The 18,082-nt window shown below is 67.7% G+C and carries 19 protein-coding genes; 5 read left to right on the top strand and 14 right to left on the bottom strand.

What is annotated here, in order from left to right; genetic code table 11:
- The 3 genes from A5733_RS03340 to A5733_RS26930 are packed head-to-tail and all read left to right on the top strand — an operon-like array spanning position 1 to position 2,650.
- Positions 1-582, top strand: coding sequence for a CDP-alcohol phosphatidyltransferase family protein (locus tag A5733_RS03340; RefSeq protein WP_076239076.1), 582 nt, complete (start codon positions 1-3; stop codon positions 580-582).
- Positions 582-1,487, top strand: a complete 906-nt coding sequence (locus A5733_RS03335; RefSeq protein WP_076239075.1) for a phosphatidate cytidylyltransferase — start codon at positions 582-584, stop codon at positions 1,485-1,487. The genes A5733_RS03340 and A5733_RS03335 overlap by 1 nt, the downstream gene beginning before the upstream one ends.
- Positions 1,484-2,650, top strand: a complete 1,167-nt coding sequence (locus A5733_RS26930; protein ID WP_076239074.1) for a lysophospholipid acyltransferase family protein — start codon at positions 1,484-1,486, stop codon at positions 2,648-2,650. The genes A5733_RS03335 and A5733_RS26930 overlap by 4 nt, the downstream gene beginning before the upstream one ends.
- Here the strand turns inward: A5733_RS26930 and A5733_RS03325 are convergent.
- Positions 2,622-3,767, bottom strand: a complete 1,146-nt coding sequence (locus tag A5733_RS03325; protein WP_076239073.1) for an acyltransferase — start codon at positions 3,765-3,767, stop codon at positions 2,622-2,624. The genes A5733_RS26930 and A5733_RS03325 overlap by 29 nt on opposite strands.
- A gap of 4 nt (positions 3,768-3,771) precedes the next feature.
- On the bottom strand, positions 3,772-4,569 hold the full coding sequence (locus A5733_RS03320) for an MBL fold metallo-hydrolase (protein ID WP_076239072.1): 798 nt from the start codon (positions 4,567-4,569) through the stop codon (positions 3,772-3,774).
- Between the two features lie 77 nt (positions 4,570-4,646).
- On the opposite strand from A5733_RS03320, the gene A5733_RS03315 reads away from it, so the two are divergent.
- Positions 4,647-6,116 carry a glutamate--cysteine ligase gene (locus A5733_RS03315; protein ID WP_076239097.1) on the top strand — a complete coding sequence of 490 codons (1,470 nt, stop codon included), beginning with the start codon at positions 4,647-4,649 and terminating at the stop codon, positions 6,114-6,116.
- An 18-nt stretch (positions 6,117-6,134) separates the two neighbouring features.
- Positions 6,135-6,818, top strand: a complete 684-nt coding sequence (locus A5733_RS03310; protein ID WP_076239071.1) for a class I SAM-dependent methyltransferase — start codon at positions 6,135-6,137, stop codon at positions 6,816-6,818.
- Between the two features lie 467 nt (positions 6,819-7,285).
- On the opposite strand, the gene egtE is transcribed toward A5733_RS03310, so the two are convergent.
- The 12 genes from egtE to A5733_RS03250 all read right to left on the bottom strand — a co-directional run.
- Positions 7,286-8,401, bottom strand: coding sequence for an ergothioneine biosynthesis PLP-dependent enzyme EgtE (egtE, locus tag A5733_RS03305; protein WP_076239070.1), 1,116 nt, complete (start codon positions 8,399-8,401; stop codon positions 7,286-7,288).
- The gene (gene egtD / locus A5733_RS03300; protein WP_076239069.1) at positions 8,398-9,363 is read right to left on the bottom strand and encodes an L-histidine N(alpha)-methyltransferase; all 966 of its coding nucleotides are present in this window, start codon (positions 9,361-9,363) and stop codon (positions 8,398-8,400) included. Before egtD ends, egtE begins: the two co-directional genes overlap by 4 nt.
- A complete protein-coding gene (gene egtC, locus A5733_RS03295; protein ID WP_076239068.1) occupies positions 9,360-10,052 on the bottom strand; it encodes an ergothioneine biosynthesis protein EgtC in 693 nt (230 codons plus the stop codon). Before egtC ends, egtD begins: the two co-directional genes overlap by 4 nt.
- Positions 10,052-11,356 (bottom strand): ergothioneine biosynthesis protein EgtB, encoded by a 1,305-nt coding sequence (gene egtB, locus A5733_RS03290; protein WP_369830897.1) that lies wholly within the window; start codon positions 11,354-11,356, stop codon positions 10,052-10,054. The genes egtC and egtB overlap by 1 nt, the downstream gene beginning before the upstream one ends.
- Before the next feature lie 11 nt (positions 11,357-11,367).
- Positions 11,368-12,639 carry an ergothioneine biosynthesis glutamate--cysteine ligase EgtA gene (gene egtA, locus A5733_RS03285; protein WP_076239066.1) on the bottom strand — a complete coding sequence of 424 codons (1,272 nt, stop codon included), beginning with the start codon at positions 12,637-12,639 and terminating at the stop codon, positions 11,368-11,370.
- 73 nt (positions 12,640-12,712) lie between these two features.
- Positions 12,713-13,366, bottom strand: a complete 654-nt coding sequence (locus tag A5733_RS03280; RefSeq protein WP_076239065.1) for a sensor domain-containing protein — start codon at positions 13,364-13,366, stop codon at positions 12,713-12,715.
- Positions 13,367-13,371: 5 nt separating this feature from the next.
- Positions 13,372-13,893, bottom strand: a complete 522-nt coding sequence (locus A5733_RS03275) for a hypothetical protein (protein WP_076239064.1) — start codon at positions 13,891-13,893, stop codon at positions 13,372-13,374.
- A gap of 121 nt (positions 13,894-14,014) precedes the next feature.
- The gene (locus A5733_RS03270; protein WP_067766190.1) at positions 14,015-14,455 is read right to left on the bottom strand and encodes a Fur family transcriptional regulator; all 441 of its coding nucleotides are present in this window, start codon (positions 14,453-14,455) and stop codon (positions 14,015-14,017) included.
- A 50-nt stretch (positions 14,456-14,505) separates the two neighbouring features.
- Positions 14,506-14,970, bottom strand: coding sequence for a hypothetical protein (locus A5733_RS03265; RefSeq protein WP_067766186.1), 465 nt, complete (start codon positions 14,968-14,970; stop codon positions 14,506-14,508).
- Between the two features lie 166 nt (positions 14,971-15,136).
- A complete protein-coding gene (locus tag A5733_RS03260) occupies positions 15,137-16,255 on the bottom strand; it encodes a DUF4185 domain-containing protein (protein ID WP_142253785.1) in 1,119 nt (372 codons plus the stop codon).
- Positions 16,256-16,260: 5 nt separating this feature from the next.
- Positions 16,261-17,295, bottom strand: coding sequence for an aspartate-semialdehyde dehydrogenase (locus A5733_RS03255; RefSeq protein ID WP_076239063.1), 1,035 nt, complete (start codon positions 17,293-17,295; stop codon positions 16,261-16,263).
- 33 nt (positions 17,296-17,328) lie between these two features.
- The coding region (locus A5733_RS03250; protein WP_142253784.1) for an aspartate kinase at positions 17,329-18,082 on the bottom strand (754 nt) is incomplete at its 5' end.

Raw genomic sequence — 18,082 nt, 5'->3', positions numbered from 1 at the left:
ATGCAAGGTCTGTACGCGTTCAAGCCGTGGTACACCCGCCGTCTCGGCGGCATCGTCGACGCCGCGGTGACGCGCGGCATCTCCCCGGACGTCTTCACCGTCGCCGGCGTGATCGCCGCGGCCGCCGCCGCCGTCGCCGTCGCCTACGGTTGGTGGCCGCTGGTGATCGTGCTGCTGGGCGCGCGGTTGGCCGGTGCGAACCTCGATGGGGCGGTGGCCCGGGCCCGCGGGGTGAGCCGGCCGTGGGGCTTCGTGCTCAACGAGATCGGTGACCGGACCTCGGACCTGGTGGTGTTCGCCGGGTTGGCGGCATTGGCGGCCCGCACCGGCGGGTCGGTCGTGTGGGTGCTGGTGGCGGCGCTGGCCGCGACGCTGCCGACGTTCGCCTCGTTGGCCGCCGCGGGCGCAGGTGCGACGCGGCGCAACGGCGGCCCGTTCGGCAAAACCGAGCGTTGCCTTGCGGTTGTGGTGGCGTGCGCACTGCCCGCAATCCTCGACTGGGTCTGCATCGTGATCGTGGCCGGTTCTGTGTTGACCACCGCGACCCGGTTGGTCGGCACACATCGCGAACTGGCCGCCTGATGCTGGTCGACGAGTATCTGCGGCTGCTGCACTGGGACCGCAACCTGCCCTTGGTGATCGACTGGGGCCCGTTCGACATTCACATCGTGGGCCGGTCGGTGTTCTACCTGTGGGTCACGCTCATCATCCTGGCGCTGGCCGGCATCGCCGTATTCGCCTCTCGCAAGCGGGAATTGATCCAGAAGTGGACCACGTGGGTGCTGATCCTGCCGGTGGTCGGCATCCCGATCTGGCTGGGACGCGGGCCGACGGCGGTGTTGGCCGCGGTGTTGGCCGTCATCGCCGTCTGCGAGTACGCCCGCCTGGTCAAGCTCAACCGTGTCGACACCTCGGTGCTGCTCGGTCTGGCGGTGCTCTACCCGCTGACCGCCTGGCTGCACCCGTCCTGGCTGGGGCTGGCCGCCATCGGCGTGCTGTTGTGCGCGCTGCCGGCGGTGCTCGGCGGCGACGTCGCCGACGGCAGCCGCCGCGCCGCCTTCACCGGGTTCGGTTCGGTGTGGATCTGTTGGTCGCTGGCGCATCTGGTGATGTTGTGGGAGAACGCTTTTCTGGTCTGCTTCGCCGCGGCCGCCACCGATGTCGCCGCCTGGTGCGGAGGCAAGGGGCTGCGCCGCTTCGGTTGGGCCCGCCGCCCGCTGTCCCCGTTGAGCCCGAACAAAACCGTCGGCGGCATCGTCGGCGCGGTGCTCGGCGCCTTCCTCGTGCTGACGTTGTTGGGCACGATCTCGGTGGGGCTTCTCGTCGCGGTGGCGTTCGGCGGGGTGTTGGGTGATCTGTTGGAGTCGATGGTCAAACGCCAGGCCAATGTGAAGGATGCCGGCGACTGGTTGCCCGGGTTCGGTGGGCTGCTCGACCGCATCGACTCCCTGCTGTTGGTGCTGCCTCTGGCGTATCTGCTGTCATGAGTATCGGCAGCCGGTTCCGGCATCACCTGTGGCGCGTGGCGTGCAGCCTGTCCGGCGGCCTGACCGTCACCGGGCGCTGGCAGCATCCGGGCGGCTGCATCGTCGTGGCCAATCACGGCTCGCACGCCGACACCGCGGCGTTGCTCGCGGCGCTGCCGCCGTCGGCGGCACCGGTGTTCGCCGCGGCCTCCGATTACTGGTTCGACGTGCCGGTACGCCGCTTCCTGATCACCACTCTGGCCGGCGCCCTGCCCGTGCGCCGGACCGCGTCCAGCACCTACGCGGGGCTCCTTGAGGCGGTGCGGCCCGCCGTCGCCGCCGGCCGCGCCGTCGTCGTCTTCCCCGAAGGCACCCGCTCCTGCACCGGCGATGTCGGCGAGTTCCGTTCCGGGGCATTGCATCTGGCCCGAGACTGTGGAGTACCGGTGATACCCGTCGCGCTGTTGGGCACCCGCGACGTCCTACCCAAGAACGGCGCGTTCCATCCCGGGCCCATGGAGGTCCGCATCGGCGAGCCCCTCGACCCGAACACGCTCGACGCCACCGCGCTGCGCGAGACGGTCGTCACCGCCCGCGATGCGGCGCCGGTCCGCACCCGCACCTCGCGGGTCTGGTCGGCGATCGCCCGCGTGGTCGATGCGCGGCTGGGCGTGCTCCTGGCGCTGCTGTGGGGTTTCGCCGAGGCGTTGAGCTGGCCCATCATCGCCGAAATGGCGTTGATCACCTTGGCGGCGGCAGTGCCGCGCCGGGTGATGCCGTGGGCGCTGGCGGTGACGGCCGGGTCCGTGCTCGGCGTGGTGACCACGGCCTGGCTGGCCTCTCGGGGCGTGTTGTTGCCGGCGCCGTGGACGACGACGCGTATGGCCGCCACCGCCTACGAGCAACTCGCCGCCGGCCCGCACGCCATGCTGAACCAGGCACTGTCGGGTGTCCCGGTGAAGGTGTACGCCCGCGCCGCCGGTGAACACGGGATCGGTCTGTGGGCCTTGACGGGTTGGACCCTGGTCGAACGCGGACTGCGAATCTGCTTGTGGGGTTTGGTGATCTGGTGGCTGGCCCGACTGCTGCATCCGTGGCTACGGCGGCTCTACGGCACTTACCTGGTGCTGGTGGGCATCGGGTTCGCGGTGGCGCTCAGCGCGATCGTTGCGGCCTGGTCGTGACGTGCAACAGCCACGCGAACGGCAGCGTCGCCAGCAACGTGACGAGAAACAACACCGTCGCCGAGCCGGTGTACACGTGCCAGCCCAGCACGAATTCCATGACGAGATCCATGGCCACCACGTGCAACAGGAAGATCTCATAGGAAATCTCGCCGAGCCACACCATCGGCCGACTGCCCATCACCGCGGCGTACACACCGTTGCCGTTCAACGCCAGCGGCGCCACCACCAGGGTCGCGATGATGGCGTAGAACAGGGTCTTGGCGAGGTCTTCGGTCAAATCCAGAGAGACGGCGGTGGTCACGCCCGCGATCGGGGTGGACACCACCAGATAGCACGCCAACGCCAAGGGTAATGCTGCCAACGCATAGCAGCGCACACCCACCGTGCCCAACACGGCGAGCATCATCCCCCCGACGAACCACACCAGATAGTGCGGGAGCCAGGTCCCACCGCCGACCGGAAGCCAGTCGGTGTTGTGCAACAACAGCAGCCACACCGGGCTGACCAGGGCCAGGACCGCCAACCCGGTCAACAGCACCACCGGTCGAAAACGCCTGCGGCACAGCAGGACCAACAACACATAGGCCAACGCGGGCAGCACCGCATAGAACGCGACCTCCACCGCCAGGCTCCACATCTGACTCAGCCCCTGGTGCAGATACGCGGTGAAGTAGTTGTCGCTGTAGATCTGGGTCAGGGTCAGGTTGCGCAGCAGGCCGGTCCAGGTGTGTCCCGGATTCGGTTGCACCGGCCGGATTTCGTAGATGCCGTAGACGATCAGGACGGTGACGACGTAGGCCGGCATGATGCGGCGGAACCGATTTCGCGCATAGCGCCCAACGCTGGGCGCTTTCCCTCCAGAGGCAGCCGCGTGCACCCAGGGCCGGAACAGCAACAGACCGGACAGGACGAAGAAGATCGCCACCCCGACCTCGAGGCGGGCACTCATCAACCCCAGATATCCCTGCGACAGCAGGCCGGTGCCATACGCCGCGTGGGTGCCCATCACCGTCAACGCCGCCACCGCGCGTACCCCGGTGAGCGCGGCGACCCGATCGGCACGCGAAACCTGTTCGAGACCGCCCTGCTCGGTGTCGTTCGACGACGACGTCACCGCGTCAGTATGCGACGGATGCTCCCCGGTCCAGCTCGATGACCCGCTCCCCCAGCCCGCGTCGGGCCATCTCGGCCCGGAAGTCGTTCAATGACGATGCGAAGACGCTGTAGTCGTCGAAGTGCACCGGGATCATCTTCGGCAGGTCCAACAACTCCACCAGGTCGGCGCCCTGGCGCGCGTCCATCGTCACGGTGAGACCCGGCAGTTTCGGCCCGGCAGGCAGGCGAGTGCCGCCCAGATGCAGTACCCCGAGGTCGATCGACGAGAACCGCACCGGGATCTCACGTAGCTCGTCGACGAACAGGGTGTCACCCGAGATATACAGCCGCCGGGTCGCGCCCGCGTTGGCGAACTCCACCATCGAGCCCATCACCGGCGGCAACAACCGGTCCAACGGGGTGGGGGCATGGCGTCCGGGCAGCGAGGTGACGGTCACCGTGGTGTCGCCCTTGACGATGCGGTGGCTTTGCCACGTGGTCATCCCGACGGCCTGACCGAAGCCGCGGTGCTCGAGCCGTTTGGCGGCGTGCGGAGTGGTCAGGATCGGCAGGGTGTGGTCCAGCTTGCGCTGCGTTACCCGGTCCCAGTGGTCGCCGTGCATGTGTGAGAGCAACACCGCATCCACCGGTGGCAGCTCTTCGATGGTCAACGCTGGTTCTTTCAACCGTTTGGAGAGCAGGCCGTATCCGAGGTAGGCGTGCTGGCCCCGGTGCAGGAAGTTCGGATCGGTGAGCAGGGTGATGCCGTCGACCGCGATCAACGTCGTGGCATTGCCGACGAACGTGACGGTGATTTCCATTCCGCCCGGCTACCCCGTGGTGCAGAGATTATGCGTGTTCGGTTGCGCCGGCCCCACGCGGCGTGTTGCATCGCGGTGTGGGCGAAGAGGTCAAGAACACCGAGTTCAGCCGATCGCACCGGCAGGAGTACCGGCGCAAGGTGCAACTGTGCCTCGACGTGTTCGAGACCATGCTGGCCCAGTCGAGCTTCGAGTTCGAACGCCCGCTCACCGGCATGGAGATCGAGTGCAACCTCGTCGACAACGAGTACCAACCGGCGATGTCCAACCAAGAGGTGCTGGCCGCCATCGCCGATCCGGCCTACCAGACCGAATTGGGTGCCTACAACATCGAATTCAACGTGCCGCCGCGCCCGCTGCCGGGCCGGGCCGCGCTGGACCTGGAGGAGGAGGTGCGGCTGAGCCTCAACGCCGCCGAGACCAAAGCCCATGAGGACGGCGCGCACATCGTGATGGTGGGCATCCTGCCGACCCTGATGCCCGAGCATCTCTCGAACGGCTGGATGAGCGAGTCCACGCGATATCAGGCGCTCAACGACTCGATCTTCACCGCCCGCGGCGAGGACATGCCGATCGACATCTCGGGCCCCGAACGGCTCAGCCTGCAGTCGGCGTCCATCGCGCCCGAGTCCGCGTGCACCAGCATGCAATTGCACCTGCAGGTCTCCCCCGCGGACTTCGCCCGCAACTGGAACGCCGCTCAGGTACTGGCCGGCCCGCAACTCGCCGTGGGCGCCAACTCACCGTATTTCTTCGGCCACCAGTTGTGGGCCGAGACCCGCATCGAGCTGTTCACCCAAGCCACCGATACCCGCCCCGACGAGCTCAAGGCCCAAGGGGTACGCCCGCGGGTCTGGTTCGGCGAGCGGTGGATCACCTCGATCTTCGATCTGTTCGAGGAGAACGTACGGTACTTTCCGTCGCTGCTGCCCGAGCTTTCCGACGAGGATCCGGTGGCCGAGCTGGCGGCCGGCCGGGCCCCACAGCTGGCGGAGCTGCGGCTGCACAACGGCACCATCTACCGGTGGAACCGCCCGGTCTATGACGTGGTGAACGGGCGTCCACATCTGCGGGTGGAGAACCGGGTGCTGCCCGCCGGCCCGACCGTGGTGGACATGATGGCCAATGCGGCCTTCTACTACGGCCTGCTGCGGACGTTGTCCGAGGAGGACCGGCCGCTGTGGACCAAGATGAGCTTTGCGGCGGCCCATCACAACTTCACCGCGGGCGCGCAGCACGGGATCGAGGCCCGGCTGTACTGGCCCGGACTCGGCGAGGTGACTGCCGACGAGCTGGTGCTGCGACAGTTACTGCCGCTGGCGCACGACGGGCTGCGCCGGTGGGGGGTGGCGAGCGAGGTCAGCGACCGCTATCTCGGGGTGATCGAGGGCCGCGCCAAGACCCGCCGCACCGGGGCGACGTGGCAGGTGACGACGGTCGAGGAGCTGCAGTCACAGGGCTTGACGCGGCCGAAGGCACTGGCCGAGATGTTGCGACGCTACGTCCAGCTGATGCACAGCAACGAGCCGGTCCACACCTGGGATTGAGACGCGTACTTTTGAGTCATGACATCTGAACAGGTCTTGGACTGGGATGGCGCATACAAGGGGGAGGGCGGTTTCGAGGGGCCGCCGCCATGGAACATCGGTGAGCCGCAGCCCGAGCTTGCCGCGCTGCACCGGGCCGGGAAGTTCCGCAGCGATGTGCTCGACGCGGGTTGCGGTCATGCCGAGCTGTCCCTGGCCCTCGCGTCCGACGGCTTCACCGTGGTGGGTCTGGATCTGAGCCCGACGGCGATCGCCGCGGCAAACAATGCCGCACAGCTTCGCGGGCTGTCGACGGCCAGCTTCGCCCAGGCCGACATCACGTCGTTCACCGGTTACGACGGCCGGTTCAACACGGTGGTGGATTCCACCCTGTTCCACTCACTGCCAGTGGAGGGGCGCGACGGGTACCTGCGCTCGATCCACCGGGCGTCGGCGCCGGGCGCCGGCTACTACGTGCTGGTGTTCGCGAAAGGCGCGTTCCCCGCCGAGTTGGAGACCAAGCCCAACGAGGTGTCCGAAGTGGAACTGCGCGAGGCGGTGTCGAAGTACTGGGAGGTCGACGACATCCGGCCGGCGTTCATCCACGCCAACGCCGTCGCGATGCCTGCCGACGTGCCGTTCGAGATGCCCAAACACGGTTTCGACGAAAAGGGCCGGATCAAGTTCCCGGCGTTCCTGCTGAGTGCGCACAAGGCCGGCTGACGTCCCGTTCCCTGAAACCGCCGGGCGTCGGGGTCCGGTGATTCGGCAGCATTCTGGCCAAGTCAATCGCAGCTTTCGGACGGGTATCCGATGCGCCCGCCTAATAGCGACAATCGAGCGACAATCGCCACACTGGTCATCACGCACCTCACCAAACCCATTGTCGCTCGGCGGTTTTGCCACTCTCACACCATGGGCCCCATGAGCATCACCCGTCCAGCGCCCGCATACGAGCGACTCCGTCGCTAATAGGTGAACAATCCAAAATCCGTGGCACGTGAGGCTTTTGGCGACTCAAGTGACAGTTGCACTCATGACCTTGTGGCCAGCGGTGCCTCAGATGTTCAGGAGGCGATTGTCGCTCGATTGTCGCTATTAAGCGGGCAGATCGTCAGGTGCTTTCCGTCCGCGACGCGGTGACGGCTCAACCCGCCGGTCAGCGCCCGGCCACCGTCCACCCGCGCCGACTACGGCGCTGCCCGCAATACCGAGGCGAATTGCTCGAGATCCTCAGCGGTCGTGTCGACGTGAGGTGAGACCCGCAGCACCGGCGTGGCCATCTCAAATGGGGCCCGCGCCAATTCGCACGCCGTGGTGACGATGCCGCGTTCGGCGATCAGCCAGGTGCGCACCGAAGCGGGATCGGCACCGTCGACGGGTTCCAACGTGGTGATCGCCGTGGGCTCCTCGACGGGTTCCACCACCCGCCAACCCGGTACCCCGGCCAACGCCTCTCTCGTCGCACGTCCCACCTCGGCGAGCCGCCTGCGGATGGATTCCGGCCCGACAGCGAGATATTCGCCAAGCGCCACTGAATATCCCACGCGGGTGGCGGCATTGTGCTCACCGTGCTCGAAGCTCTGCAGCACGGTCATCGGCACATCCCAGTTCGGCGGCGGCACCCGGCGCTGCAGCTGCGCAACCAGGCCGGCGCTCACCGCGAGGAATCCGACCCCGCGTGGCCCGGCCAGCCATTTGCGTGACGACGAGTAGATCGCGTCGGGAGCCACCCCGCAGTCCAGATGCCCGAAGGCTTGCGCGGCGTCCACGATGATCGGAACACCGGCGTCGCGGCACAGCGTGACCATCTCCGCCAGCGGCTGGGCCACCCCTCGGTGGCTGGCCAGCGGGGTCAAGTGCAGCAGCGCCGGCGGATCAGACGCGAGCATCCGAGCAGCCGCATCGACATCCACTCTGCCAGCAGCGTCCACCGGCACCGCGCGCACCTGAAAACCGTTGGCCGCCATCACCGCCAGGTTCGGTCCGTACTCACCCGGTGGGCAAGCCACCGTCCGCTCCCCCGCCCAGCTGCCCAGCAACAGATCCAACGAACGGTTGGAGCCGGAGGTATAGACCACGCCGGTGGCATCCAGCCCGGTCAGCGCCGCGATCGCGGCCCGGCCGGCATCCAGTACGGGTGCCGCCGCATCGGCGGCGACATAGCCGCCGACCTCTGCTTCGTGACGGGCGTGGGCAGCAACGGCATCGATCACCGCGAGGCTCTGCCGTGAGCAGGCGCCGCTGTCCAGGTGCAGGCCGGCGACTTTGGGGCGAGCGTCCGCCCACTGCTGCGCGAGGCTCATTTCACCGCCAGGGACAGGCCGAAGTCTCCCGCGCCATCGGTCCACCAATGCGTTTGCCGCAGACCGGCTTTCGCCACCTCGCCGGCTACCCCGTCAACCCGGAACTTGCACGACACCTCGGTCAACATCTCCTCGCCGGCGGCGAAGTCGACGTCGAGATCCAAACCGGCGATCCGCACCCGCTGCGGCGCACAGGCGCGCAGCCACATCTCGATGCGCTCCTCGGCAGCATTCCACTTCGCCACATGCTCGAACGCCTCGAGCGCAAAGTCAGCGTCGAGCTCGCGGTTCACCACCGACAGCACATTGCGGTTGAACGCGGCGGTCACGCCGGCGCTGTCGTCGTAGGCACGGACCAACCGGCCCGCGTCCTTGACCAGATCGGTGCCCAACAACAGGCTGTCACCCGGTTGCATGGCCTCGGCGAGCGCCGCCAAGAACTCCGCACGCGGGCCCGGCGTCAGGTTGCCGATCGTGGACCCGAGAAAGGCCACCAACCGACGTCCCACCGCCGGGATCTTCCCGAGATGTTCCTCGAAATCACCGCATACGGCGTTGATTTCCACCCCCGGATACTCGTGCCCGATCGCCTCACCCGCCGTGCGCAGCACGCCGGCGTCGACGTCGAACGGGATGAATCGGCGCAGCTGCCCACCCTCGCGCATGGCGTCGAGCAGCATCCGCGTCTTCTCCGAGGTTCCGCTGCCGAGCTCCACCAATGTGTCGGCACCGGCGGCGGTGACGATCTCCGCAGAGCGCTCCCGCAGGATCTGCGCCTCGGTGCGCGTCGGGTAGTACTCGGGCAGCCGGGTGATCTGATCGAACAGGTCACTGCCCACGGCATCGTAGAACCACTTGGGCGGCAGGGTCTTCGGTGACTGGGTCAGCCCCTCGCGCACATCACGACGCAATGCGGTGGCGGCCGAGTCGGCGGCCAGATAGTTGGACAGGGTGAGCGTCATACCGAACCTTTCAGAGGTGTGAGCTCGACGTCAGAGCCGGCCACGGTGACCAGATTCCGGTCGGGGATGTCCGACCAGTTCGGATCGTCGTCGTACGGTTCGCTGGCCAGGACGACGCCGTCCGGCAGTCGTAGCATCGACAAGGTGTCACCCCAGGTGGTGGCCACCATACGGGAACCGTTGGCCGCCAGGATGTTCAGCCGCGCGTTCGGGTCGAGGGCTCCGACTTCGGCCACCGTCTCGCCGAGCACGTCCAGGCCCCGCTCGAAGATCAGGGCGGCCAACACCGCGCTGTCCACCGTGGATTCGGCGACCGAACGGGGCGGCAACACCGCCCGGTCCACGATCCCGTTGTGCGACAACAACCATTCGCCATCCGTGAACGGCGCCGAGGCCGAGGGTTCGATCGGCATCCCGATGGTGGCCGAACGCACCGCGGCGACCACGCATTCACTACGCAACGCCGGGGCCACCGAGGCGAACGAGGCATCACCCCACAGCGGCTTCTCACTGCGCCAGCGGCGCGCCACGCCACGGTCAAAAAATCCGGCGCCCCAACCGTCGGCGTTCATCAGACCGTGCTTCTGCCGGCGCGGGGCATAGGACTGCACCAGCAGGCCCTGCGGGGGATCCAATACCAGAGACGACACCGAACGCGGCGCGCCGAGCCATCCGAGATGCCGGCACATCAGCTGAATTTTCTTCGCGCAAGCGGCTCATCGCCGGCGTCCCAGGCCAAGCGCACGCCGGAGAAGATCTGGCGCCGGACCGGGTGATCCCAGTTGCGGAAGCTGGGCCGCAGGATGTCGGCGGACACCGCCCATGAGCCGCCACGCAGGACGCGGTAGTCACCGGCCCCATTACCTTCGAAGAAGGGTTCGGTGTAGCGGTCGTACACCATGGGGGTGAAGCCGGGCCACGGCCGCAACGGCGAGGTGGTCCACTCCCACACATCGCCCAGCATCTGCTCGACGCCGTAGGCCGACGCACCGGCCGGGTAGGCCCCCACCGGCGCGGGCCGACGCGCCTCACCGCCGAGGTTGGCCACCGCCGCGGTGGGTTCGGTTGCACCCCAGGGGAATCGGCGGCGAGAACCGGCCACCGGGTCCCAGGCACTGGCCTTCTCCCATTCAATCTCGGTGGGCAGCCGGGCGCCCGCCCAGGCGGCATACGCCTCGGCTTCGAAGAAGCTGACGTGTTGGACCGGTTCGTCGGTCGGGATGGTCTCGACGTGGCCGAAGCGGGTCCGCGTGTGGTCCGGGCCCCAGAACTGCGGCGCGGACAAGCCCGCCTCCCGCAGATGCGCCCACCCACGCTCCGACCACCACCGCCGTTGCTGATAGCCACCGTCGTCGATGAACTCGCGCCATTCGGCGTTGGTCACCGGTACCCGGCCGATATAGAAGCTGGGAACGTCCACGACATGCGGTGGCCGCTCGTTGTCCAGTGAATACGGTTCGGTCAGTTCGTCCACGCCGAGCACGAACGGACCGCCGGGGATCAACACGGATGTACCGGCCAGCCCGGGCCGGCCTGCCGGCAGCGCGGCACCGCGATCCAGCAACGGCGGGCCGGCCCGCAGATTCAATGCCTGCAGCATGGTTTCGTCGTGCTGATTTTCGTGGCTGATCACCAGGGCGAAGTTGAAGCCGCAGTCATCGGGGTCGAGAACGTCCAAGGCGTCCAAGGCTTTTGATCGCACTGTCGCGCAGTATGTGCGGGCATCGGTGGGCGGCAGGAGGGGTAGATCCACGCGGCTGGCCCGTGAGTGCACGAAGGCGTCGTAGAGCCGGTCCACCTCCGGAGACAGCAGGCCCGGGCGGTCCGTCGCGCCGCCGCGCAGCAGCCACAACTCCTCCTGCTGGCCGATGTGGGCGAGATCCCACACCAGCGGGCTCATCAGCGGGCTGTACTGGCGGTGCAGTTCGGCATCGTCGAAGTCGACCAGGCGTAGCGTGCGGTCCCGCGCGCGGGTGAGCTGCTGCGCCAGCATCTCGCGTGTGCTCAAAGCTCGCCTTTCACCAGTTGGCTCATCGCAGAGACGATCCCGTGCCCCACCACGTGATCGGCGAAATCGTCGGCCGGGCACCGCCCCTGTTGGACCGAACGCGTCAACCGTGCCATCGATTCCGCGAGTTCCGTCGGAGCCCGCTGCGCGGCAGCCGACACGCAGCTCAGCGCAGATTCCTGCAACCGTCGATCCCCCAGTCCGATCCGCGCGGCCCGGTCCCAGGCGGTGGCCACCGGAGCCGTCGCCTCCTCGGCAATCGCAGCGGCGTCCGGATCGTCGAGCAGCGTGGTCAGCATGAAGACCACCGCCGGCCACAGGGCGTCGGGGACGCTGTCGAGGTAACGGATCTCCAGCCAGCGACGCGGCCGTACCGGCGGGAACAACGTGGTCAGGTGGTATTCGAGATCAGCTTCGGTGGGACGGCGGCCGCCGAGTACGGCGCGTCCGTCGGCCCAGTCGGCGAACGGAACCCAATTGGTCACCGGAACGGCATCGGGGCTGTTGACCAACATCACCGGCGCGCGCAGCGCGTAGCGCGCCCAGTCACTGGCCGGGGCGTCACCGTCGGCACCCAGCACCGGCCCGCAGCGCGCCGCGTCCAGCTGACCCCACACCCGCTGCCGGGTGGACTTCCAACCCGTGAACTCGCCGCCGAGCATCGGCGAATTGGCCGTGATGGCGATCATCGTCGGGCCGAGGGCATGCGCGAGCCGAACCCGTCGGGCCCAGCCGTCCCGCGGGCCGGCGTCGAGGTTCACCTGCACCGACGCGGTCGAGGTCATCATCGCCGCGCCGGCCTCGGCGGACCCGCTTGCTGCGAAGAACGCCTCCATGGCCTGATACCGCGGGCCGGGGTTGACGCGCTGGGTGGGCCGCACCGGATCGGCGCCCAGCAGCACCAGGCCCAGACCGTGGCGGGCGAATGTCGCGCGCAACACGGTGCGGTCAGCCTGCAGCGCGGCCACGGCCGCTGACGCGCCGTCGGCCGGTGGTCCGGACAGTTCGACCGCACCGCCGGGTTCGACGGTGATCCGGCTGCCACCCGGCATGGCCGGTGCCGAGGCGATGACTGCGGACAGCTCCTCCCAGCCCGGGCGGCGCGACGGGTTGTCGAGGTCGAAGCAGTGCGCCTCGATCTCCAGGCCGACCTGTCCGAGCGGGCCGTCGTCGAGACAGCGGGCCTCGATGTACGCCGCGGCATGTTCGGCACTGGTGAACTCGACAGGAGACAGGCCAGAGGCATCAGTCCACACGGGTACTGCCATGGCGCCACCTCCCGATCCTCACCGCTATCAAACGGCTCGGTTCTGTTCCATCATCCAGATCGGACCGACATGTTCACTGCCCCAGCGTGTTCTGCATCGCACCGGCCAGGACGTTGACCGCGGGGCCGCCGTTGCCGGATTGGCATACCTTGGCTTGCAGCAGCACGTTCTCCCGTTTGCGGGTGGTGTTGAAACAGCGCCGGTCGGTTCCGGCTTCCTGTTTGACCCAGTCGGCGTTGGTATCGCCGACCGCGCCACCGGTGAACGTCCACACCTGCGTGACGAAGTTGTCCAGGTGCATCGCGGTGGTCTGCCCCGAGCAGCCGTTGGTGCGGTCCACCACGCGGTGGAATGCCCGGTCGGCAGCCTCCGGTGTGGCGAACACACCGATCGCCTGCTTGACGTAGTGGTTCTGATCGTCGGCCGCGGTCTGAGTGGTGGCGCCGTTGAACGAGGCAAGGTCCGGATCGTTGAACACCTCGGGCAGGCCGATGTCCGCCCAGTTGTTGCACACCGGGATGTCCACCGAGAACCCCTGGAACGGGGCGGTGAATTGGTCCTCCCACCCCATCGGGGCACCGATGATGTTGCCCACCGAACCCTTGGGCATGACCGCGTAGGACACCACACCCGGATCCGAGGGACGCGCACCGGCAGGTGCAGCCAACGCCAGCGCAAGACCGGCCAGCCCGAAACCGACAGTCAGGGCACGCATGCCCACGATCATGCCAGTCAGTACACCGTCCGCGTGCAATAGGTGCGGGCCGGTGACGGGTACGGCCAGGCGTGGTGGCCCGTCTCGGCAGAACAGGCCGACCCGTCCCGCACGTCCAGGCGCCGGGTCACCTGGACCATGACGCCGGCGCCCCGATCGGTGCAATTGGCCAGTTCGACCAGCCCCGCCGGCAGACCCAGTTCATAGCAGTGATCGGCCACCAGGTTCGGCACCAGGCACAGCCGCGCGGTCGACGGATCGGCGCCCTCGGCCGGTAGATGCTGATATTCGGCGCTCGGGCAGGCCCCGGTGGCGTCGGCGATGGCTCCGACGGTGTAACTCGGGTCGACTCCGCAGGACACCTTGGCGGCGCGGGACACCGCGGGCGCGGCCGGCGTGGTGGCCGGGACGCTGACGCAATCGCCGACCGAGAAGACCATGGCCGCGCTGCGCTCTGGGGCTTTTCCACCCATGCCGCACCCGGCCGTCAGCGCCGCCACTGCGAGCAGCGCGGCGACCAGAAGCCGTTTGCGGGTCATGGTTAGCGAGAATCTCACGTTTCCCCATGACGCGCCCAGGGCTTGGGCACACCGGGTCGAAAAGCCGGGCGCCCCGGTCACCAAGGGGAAGTGACCGGGGCGTCTGGGGCTGCAGAGTTGTCTAGTTGGGGACGGAGGCACCCTGGCAATCGGCGCAGATGCCCCAGAACACCACCTCGGCCTCGTCGACCGCGAAGCCGGCCAGATCAGAAGGCTCGAGGCAGGGGGTGTCGCCGACGGCGCAGTCCACGTCGGCCACGGTGCCACACACCCGGCACACCAGGTGATGGTGATTGTCGCCGGCGCGGGTCTCATACCGGGCAGAGGAGCCGGCAGGTTCGATACGACGCACCAGACCCGCGTTCACGCAGGCCCGCAGCACGTCATAGATGGCCTGGGTGGAGACCGAACCGAGGGTTTCGCGGGCCAGACCGGCCACATCGTCTGCAGTCGAATGCGGATGATCGGCCAGAACCTGGAGAACCGTGACCCGCGGTGCCGTCACGCGCAACCCTGCGGCCCGCAACAGGGCCTTGGGGTCGTGTTCATGCACCGTGGTCACGGTTCCAGTATGCGCACTTTTTGGAGTCAATCCAAAAGAGCAGGGTGTGATTATGGTCGCGCCGGCGGGGTCGGAGTGGGCGGCGTCTCAGGACGCTCCGATCCGTTACCCGGGCCAGGCCCCCAACCGGGGCCGCCGGGTCCGCCAGGGCCGAACGCGCCGGGTCCTCCGGGACCTCCGGGGCCGAACGGCGGCATCATGTGACGTCCCGGTCCCATCTGCCCCGGTCCACCGCCTGGTCCGCCGTGGTGGAACGTCATCATCCCGCCGCGATCGTGGCCGCCGCGGTGGTGATGGCCGTCGGAGTGGGCACCGAGACAGAAGCCGATGCTGAAGACCACGGCGACGATGAAGACGATGCCGGCGGCGATGCCCACCCAGGCAAGTGCCTGGAACAGGCGGCTGGATTTTTTCTCGACAGGTTGGGCCGCCACCGGTGCCGGCGTGACCGCGACCGGTTCGGCTGCGCCCACCGGCTCGGTCGCAGGATCGGGCGGAGGGGGTGTGTCAGTCATACCTACGAGCATGCAAGCGCTGCTGAGGTGCCGATCAAGAATTGACTATGAATCGGCTATGAAAGCCCCGGGACACCGGTCGCCCTTTTCTGCACCATGGTCGCTCCCGGGCGCGCACCACAGCCCTGCGGTAGAAACCGGCGCAGAGGTGTGACGGGAAAGCGAGCTATAGCTCCCACGGCTTGAACGGATTCACCGCGTATTGGATCACCCGATAAGGCGAGCCGCCGCGGGCCATGGTGTTCCACTGGCTGACGAAGACACGTACGTAATCGAGCGTGGACCCCGGTGAGATGTAGCCGCCGTAGGGCTGGGCCAACTGGTTGATCTCCGGCGGGGGCAGGGATTCGACCGGGTCCGGCCAGGCACTGGCGAACACCACCGTGGTCACCGGCGCCGCGCCGAGTCCGGTCGGGTCGTAGGCGACCCGCACTTCCATATTCCCGGTGGTGGCGTTGAAATACGACAGCACGGGCTTGCCGTCGATCTGCCGGATGCTCATCTCCCCCACCCGGTCGGGGAACAACGCCGTCGGAGGCTTGCCCCACCCGCCGGTGGCCGACCAGCCCTGCCAGCCGGCCCGATCGGTGAACGTCTGCGGTGTGGATCGGTAGAGGAACGGCGGGCTGCTGCGGTCGAAGTTGTTCGCCACGATGTAGACCCATCCACTCGGAGAGTCCGGGGCCGGGATCGGGTCGTAGTAGCCGGTGATCTGCGACTGGGCGCCACCGGAAAACTTCGCCTCCCGCACCGAACCGGGCACCGTCGGCCAATTGGGCCGGGCCGCATCGGCTTTCACCAGCCGGGAACTGTACGGCTTGAGGTTGTAGGTGGTCGTCACCAACATGTAGTTCTCGCGGTTGATCGACACCACACCGGCAGGCAACTGGGAGGAACCGGGCGGGGCCGCATCGGCCAGCAGTGGTTTGTCCACCCCGCTGACGCCGCGGTACCGCACCCCGGCCGGGTCGTCGATCGAATCGGCATCGACGTGCAGGGCCACCGGTGAATACCAGCCGCCGAAGCCGACGGCTTGGCCGGCGAAGCTGTCCCCGCAGACCTGCAGCACGCGGCTGGGGAACTCCATGAACTCACACAGGTCGGTGGCGCCGATACCGTAATCGCGCGTGGGAGTACCGGTTCCGGCGCTCGGCCCGATCCGCAGAACCTGTCCGGGAGCCAACGGCGACACCCCCGCGTCGGCAGCCGCCTCAGGCACCGCCGAAATGGCATTCCAACAGAGAAAAACCGAGAGAACGCCTGTTGGAATGCGGTTTCGGCGCAAGGGGTCTAGAGTTCGGCGGCCAGCAGCTCAGCGATTTGAATCGTGTTCAGCGCCGCACCTTTTCGCAGGTTGTCACCAGACACGAACAGGGCCAGACCACGCCCCTCCGGCACGCCCGGATCCTGACGAATCCGGCCGACGAGGGACTCGTCGGCACCGGCAGCGGCCAACGGGGTCGGCACGTCGACCAGCTTCACGCCGGGGGCCGCAGCCAACAGCTCCTGGGCACGCTCGACCGAAAGCGGTTGGGCGAACTCGGCATTGATCGACAGTGAGTGCCCGGTGAACACCGGGACGCGCACACAGGTACCGCTCACCGCGAGCTCGGGGATGCCGAGGATCTTGCGGCTCTCGTTGCGCAGCTTCTGGTCCTCGTCGGTCTCGCCGGAGCCGTCGTCGACCAGTGAGCCGGCCAGTGGCACCACGTTGAAGGCAATGGGCGCAACGTATTTCACCGGCGCGGGGTAATCGACCGCCGAACCGTCGTGCACCAGCTGCTCGGCCCCGTCGATCACGGCGCGCGTCTGAGAGGCGAGCTCCTCGACCCCGGCCAGGCCACTGCCCGACACTGCCTGGTAGCTCGACACGATCAGTCGGGTCAGGCCGGCTTCCTCATGCAACGGCTTGAGCACAGGCATCGCGGCCATGGTGGTGCAGTTCGGGTTGGCGATGATGCCCTTCGGTCGCCGCCCGGCGTCGCGCTTGAAGTTCACCTCGCTGACGATCAACGGGACGTCAGGGTCCTTGCGCCAGGCCGACGAGTTGTCGACGACGACGGCGCCGGCCGCGGCGAACCGCGGCGCCTGCACCCGCGACATCGTCGCGCCCGCGGAGAACAGCGCAATGTCCAGACCGGACGGGTCGGCGGTCTCGCTGTTCTCGACCTCGATCTCCTGGCCGCGGAACGTCAGCTTCTTGCCCTCGGACCGGGCCGAGGCGAAGAACCGCACCGAGTCAGCGGGGAAGTTCCGTTGTTCCAGCAGGGTGCGCATGACCTGGCCGACCTGGCCGGTGGCACCGACTACACCGATCGAAACCATGCTATTTACCCCGTCGCTTCGCTCGCCCCACGTCTATCGCCCTGTCCCGCCGTAGACGACCGCCTGGTCATCGCCACCAAGACCGAAGGCCTCGTGCAGTGCGGACACGGCGGTGTCCAGGTCGGTGTCCTTGACCAGCACCGAGATGCGGATCTCGGAGGTGGAGATCAGATCGATGTTGACCCCGGCCTCGGCCAGCGACTCGCAGAACTTCGCGGTGACGCCGGGATGGCTGCGCATACCCGCACCGACCAACGAGACCTTGCCGATGTGATCGTCGTACAGCACCTGGCTGAAGCCGATCTCGTCCTGCAGCGAGGTCAGCTTCTGCACCGCGCCCGGTCCGTTGTCCATGGGGCAGGTGAAGGTGATGTCGGTCTTGCCGTCCTCCACCTTGGAGATGTTCTGCAGCACCATGTCGATGTTCACGTCGGCGTCGGCGACGGCGCGGAACACCCGGGCGGCGTAGCCGGGTACGTCGGGCACGCCCACCACGGTGACCTTGGCCTCCCCGCGGTCGTGGGCTACTCCGGTCAGAAGGGCGTCTTCCATGGGGATGTCCTCGATCGATCCTTTGACGATGGTGCCGGGTTTGTCCGAGTACGACGACCGCACGTGAATCGGAACGTTGTACCGGCGGGCGTATTCGACGCAGCGCAGCATGAGCACCTTGGCCCCGCACGCCGCCATCTCCAGCATTTCCTCGAAGGTGACGGTGTCGAGGTGGCGGGCGTTGGGCACGATGCGCGGGTCGGCGGTGAAGATACCGTCGACGTCGGTGTAGATC

This window comes from Mycobacterium sp. NS-7484 (genome assembly GCF_001953975.1).
Classification (GTDB): domain Bacteria; phylum Actinomycetota; class Actinomycetes; order Mycobacteriales; family Mycobacteriaceae; genus Mycobacterium.
Note: the sequence above shows the minus strand (reverse complement) of the source record. Positions and strands in the feature narration are given on the sequence as shown.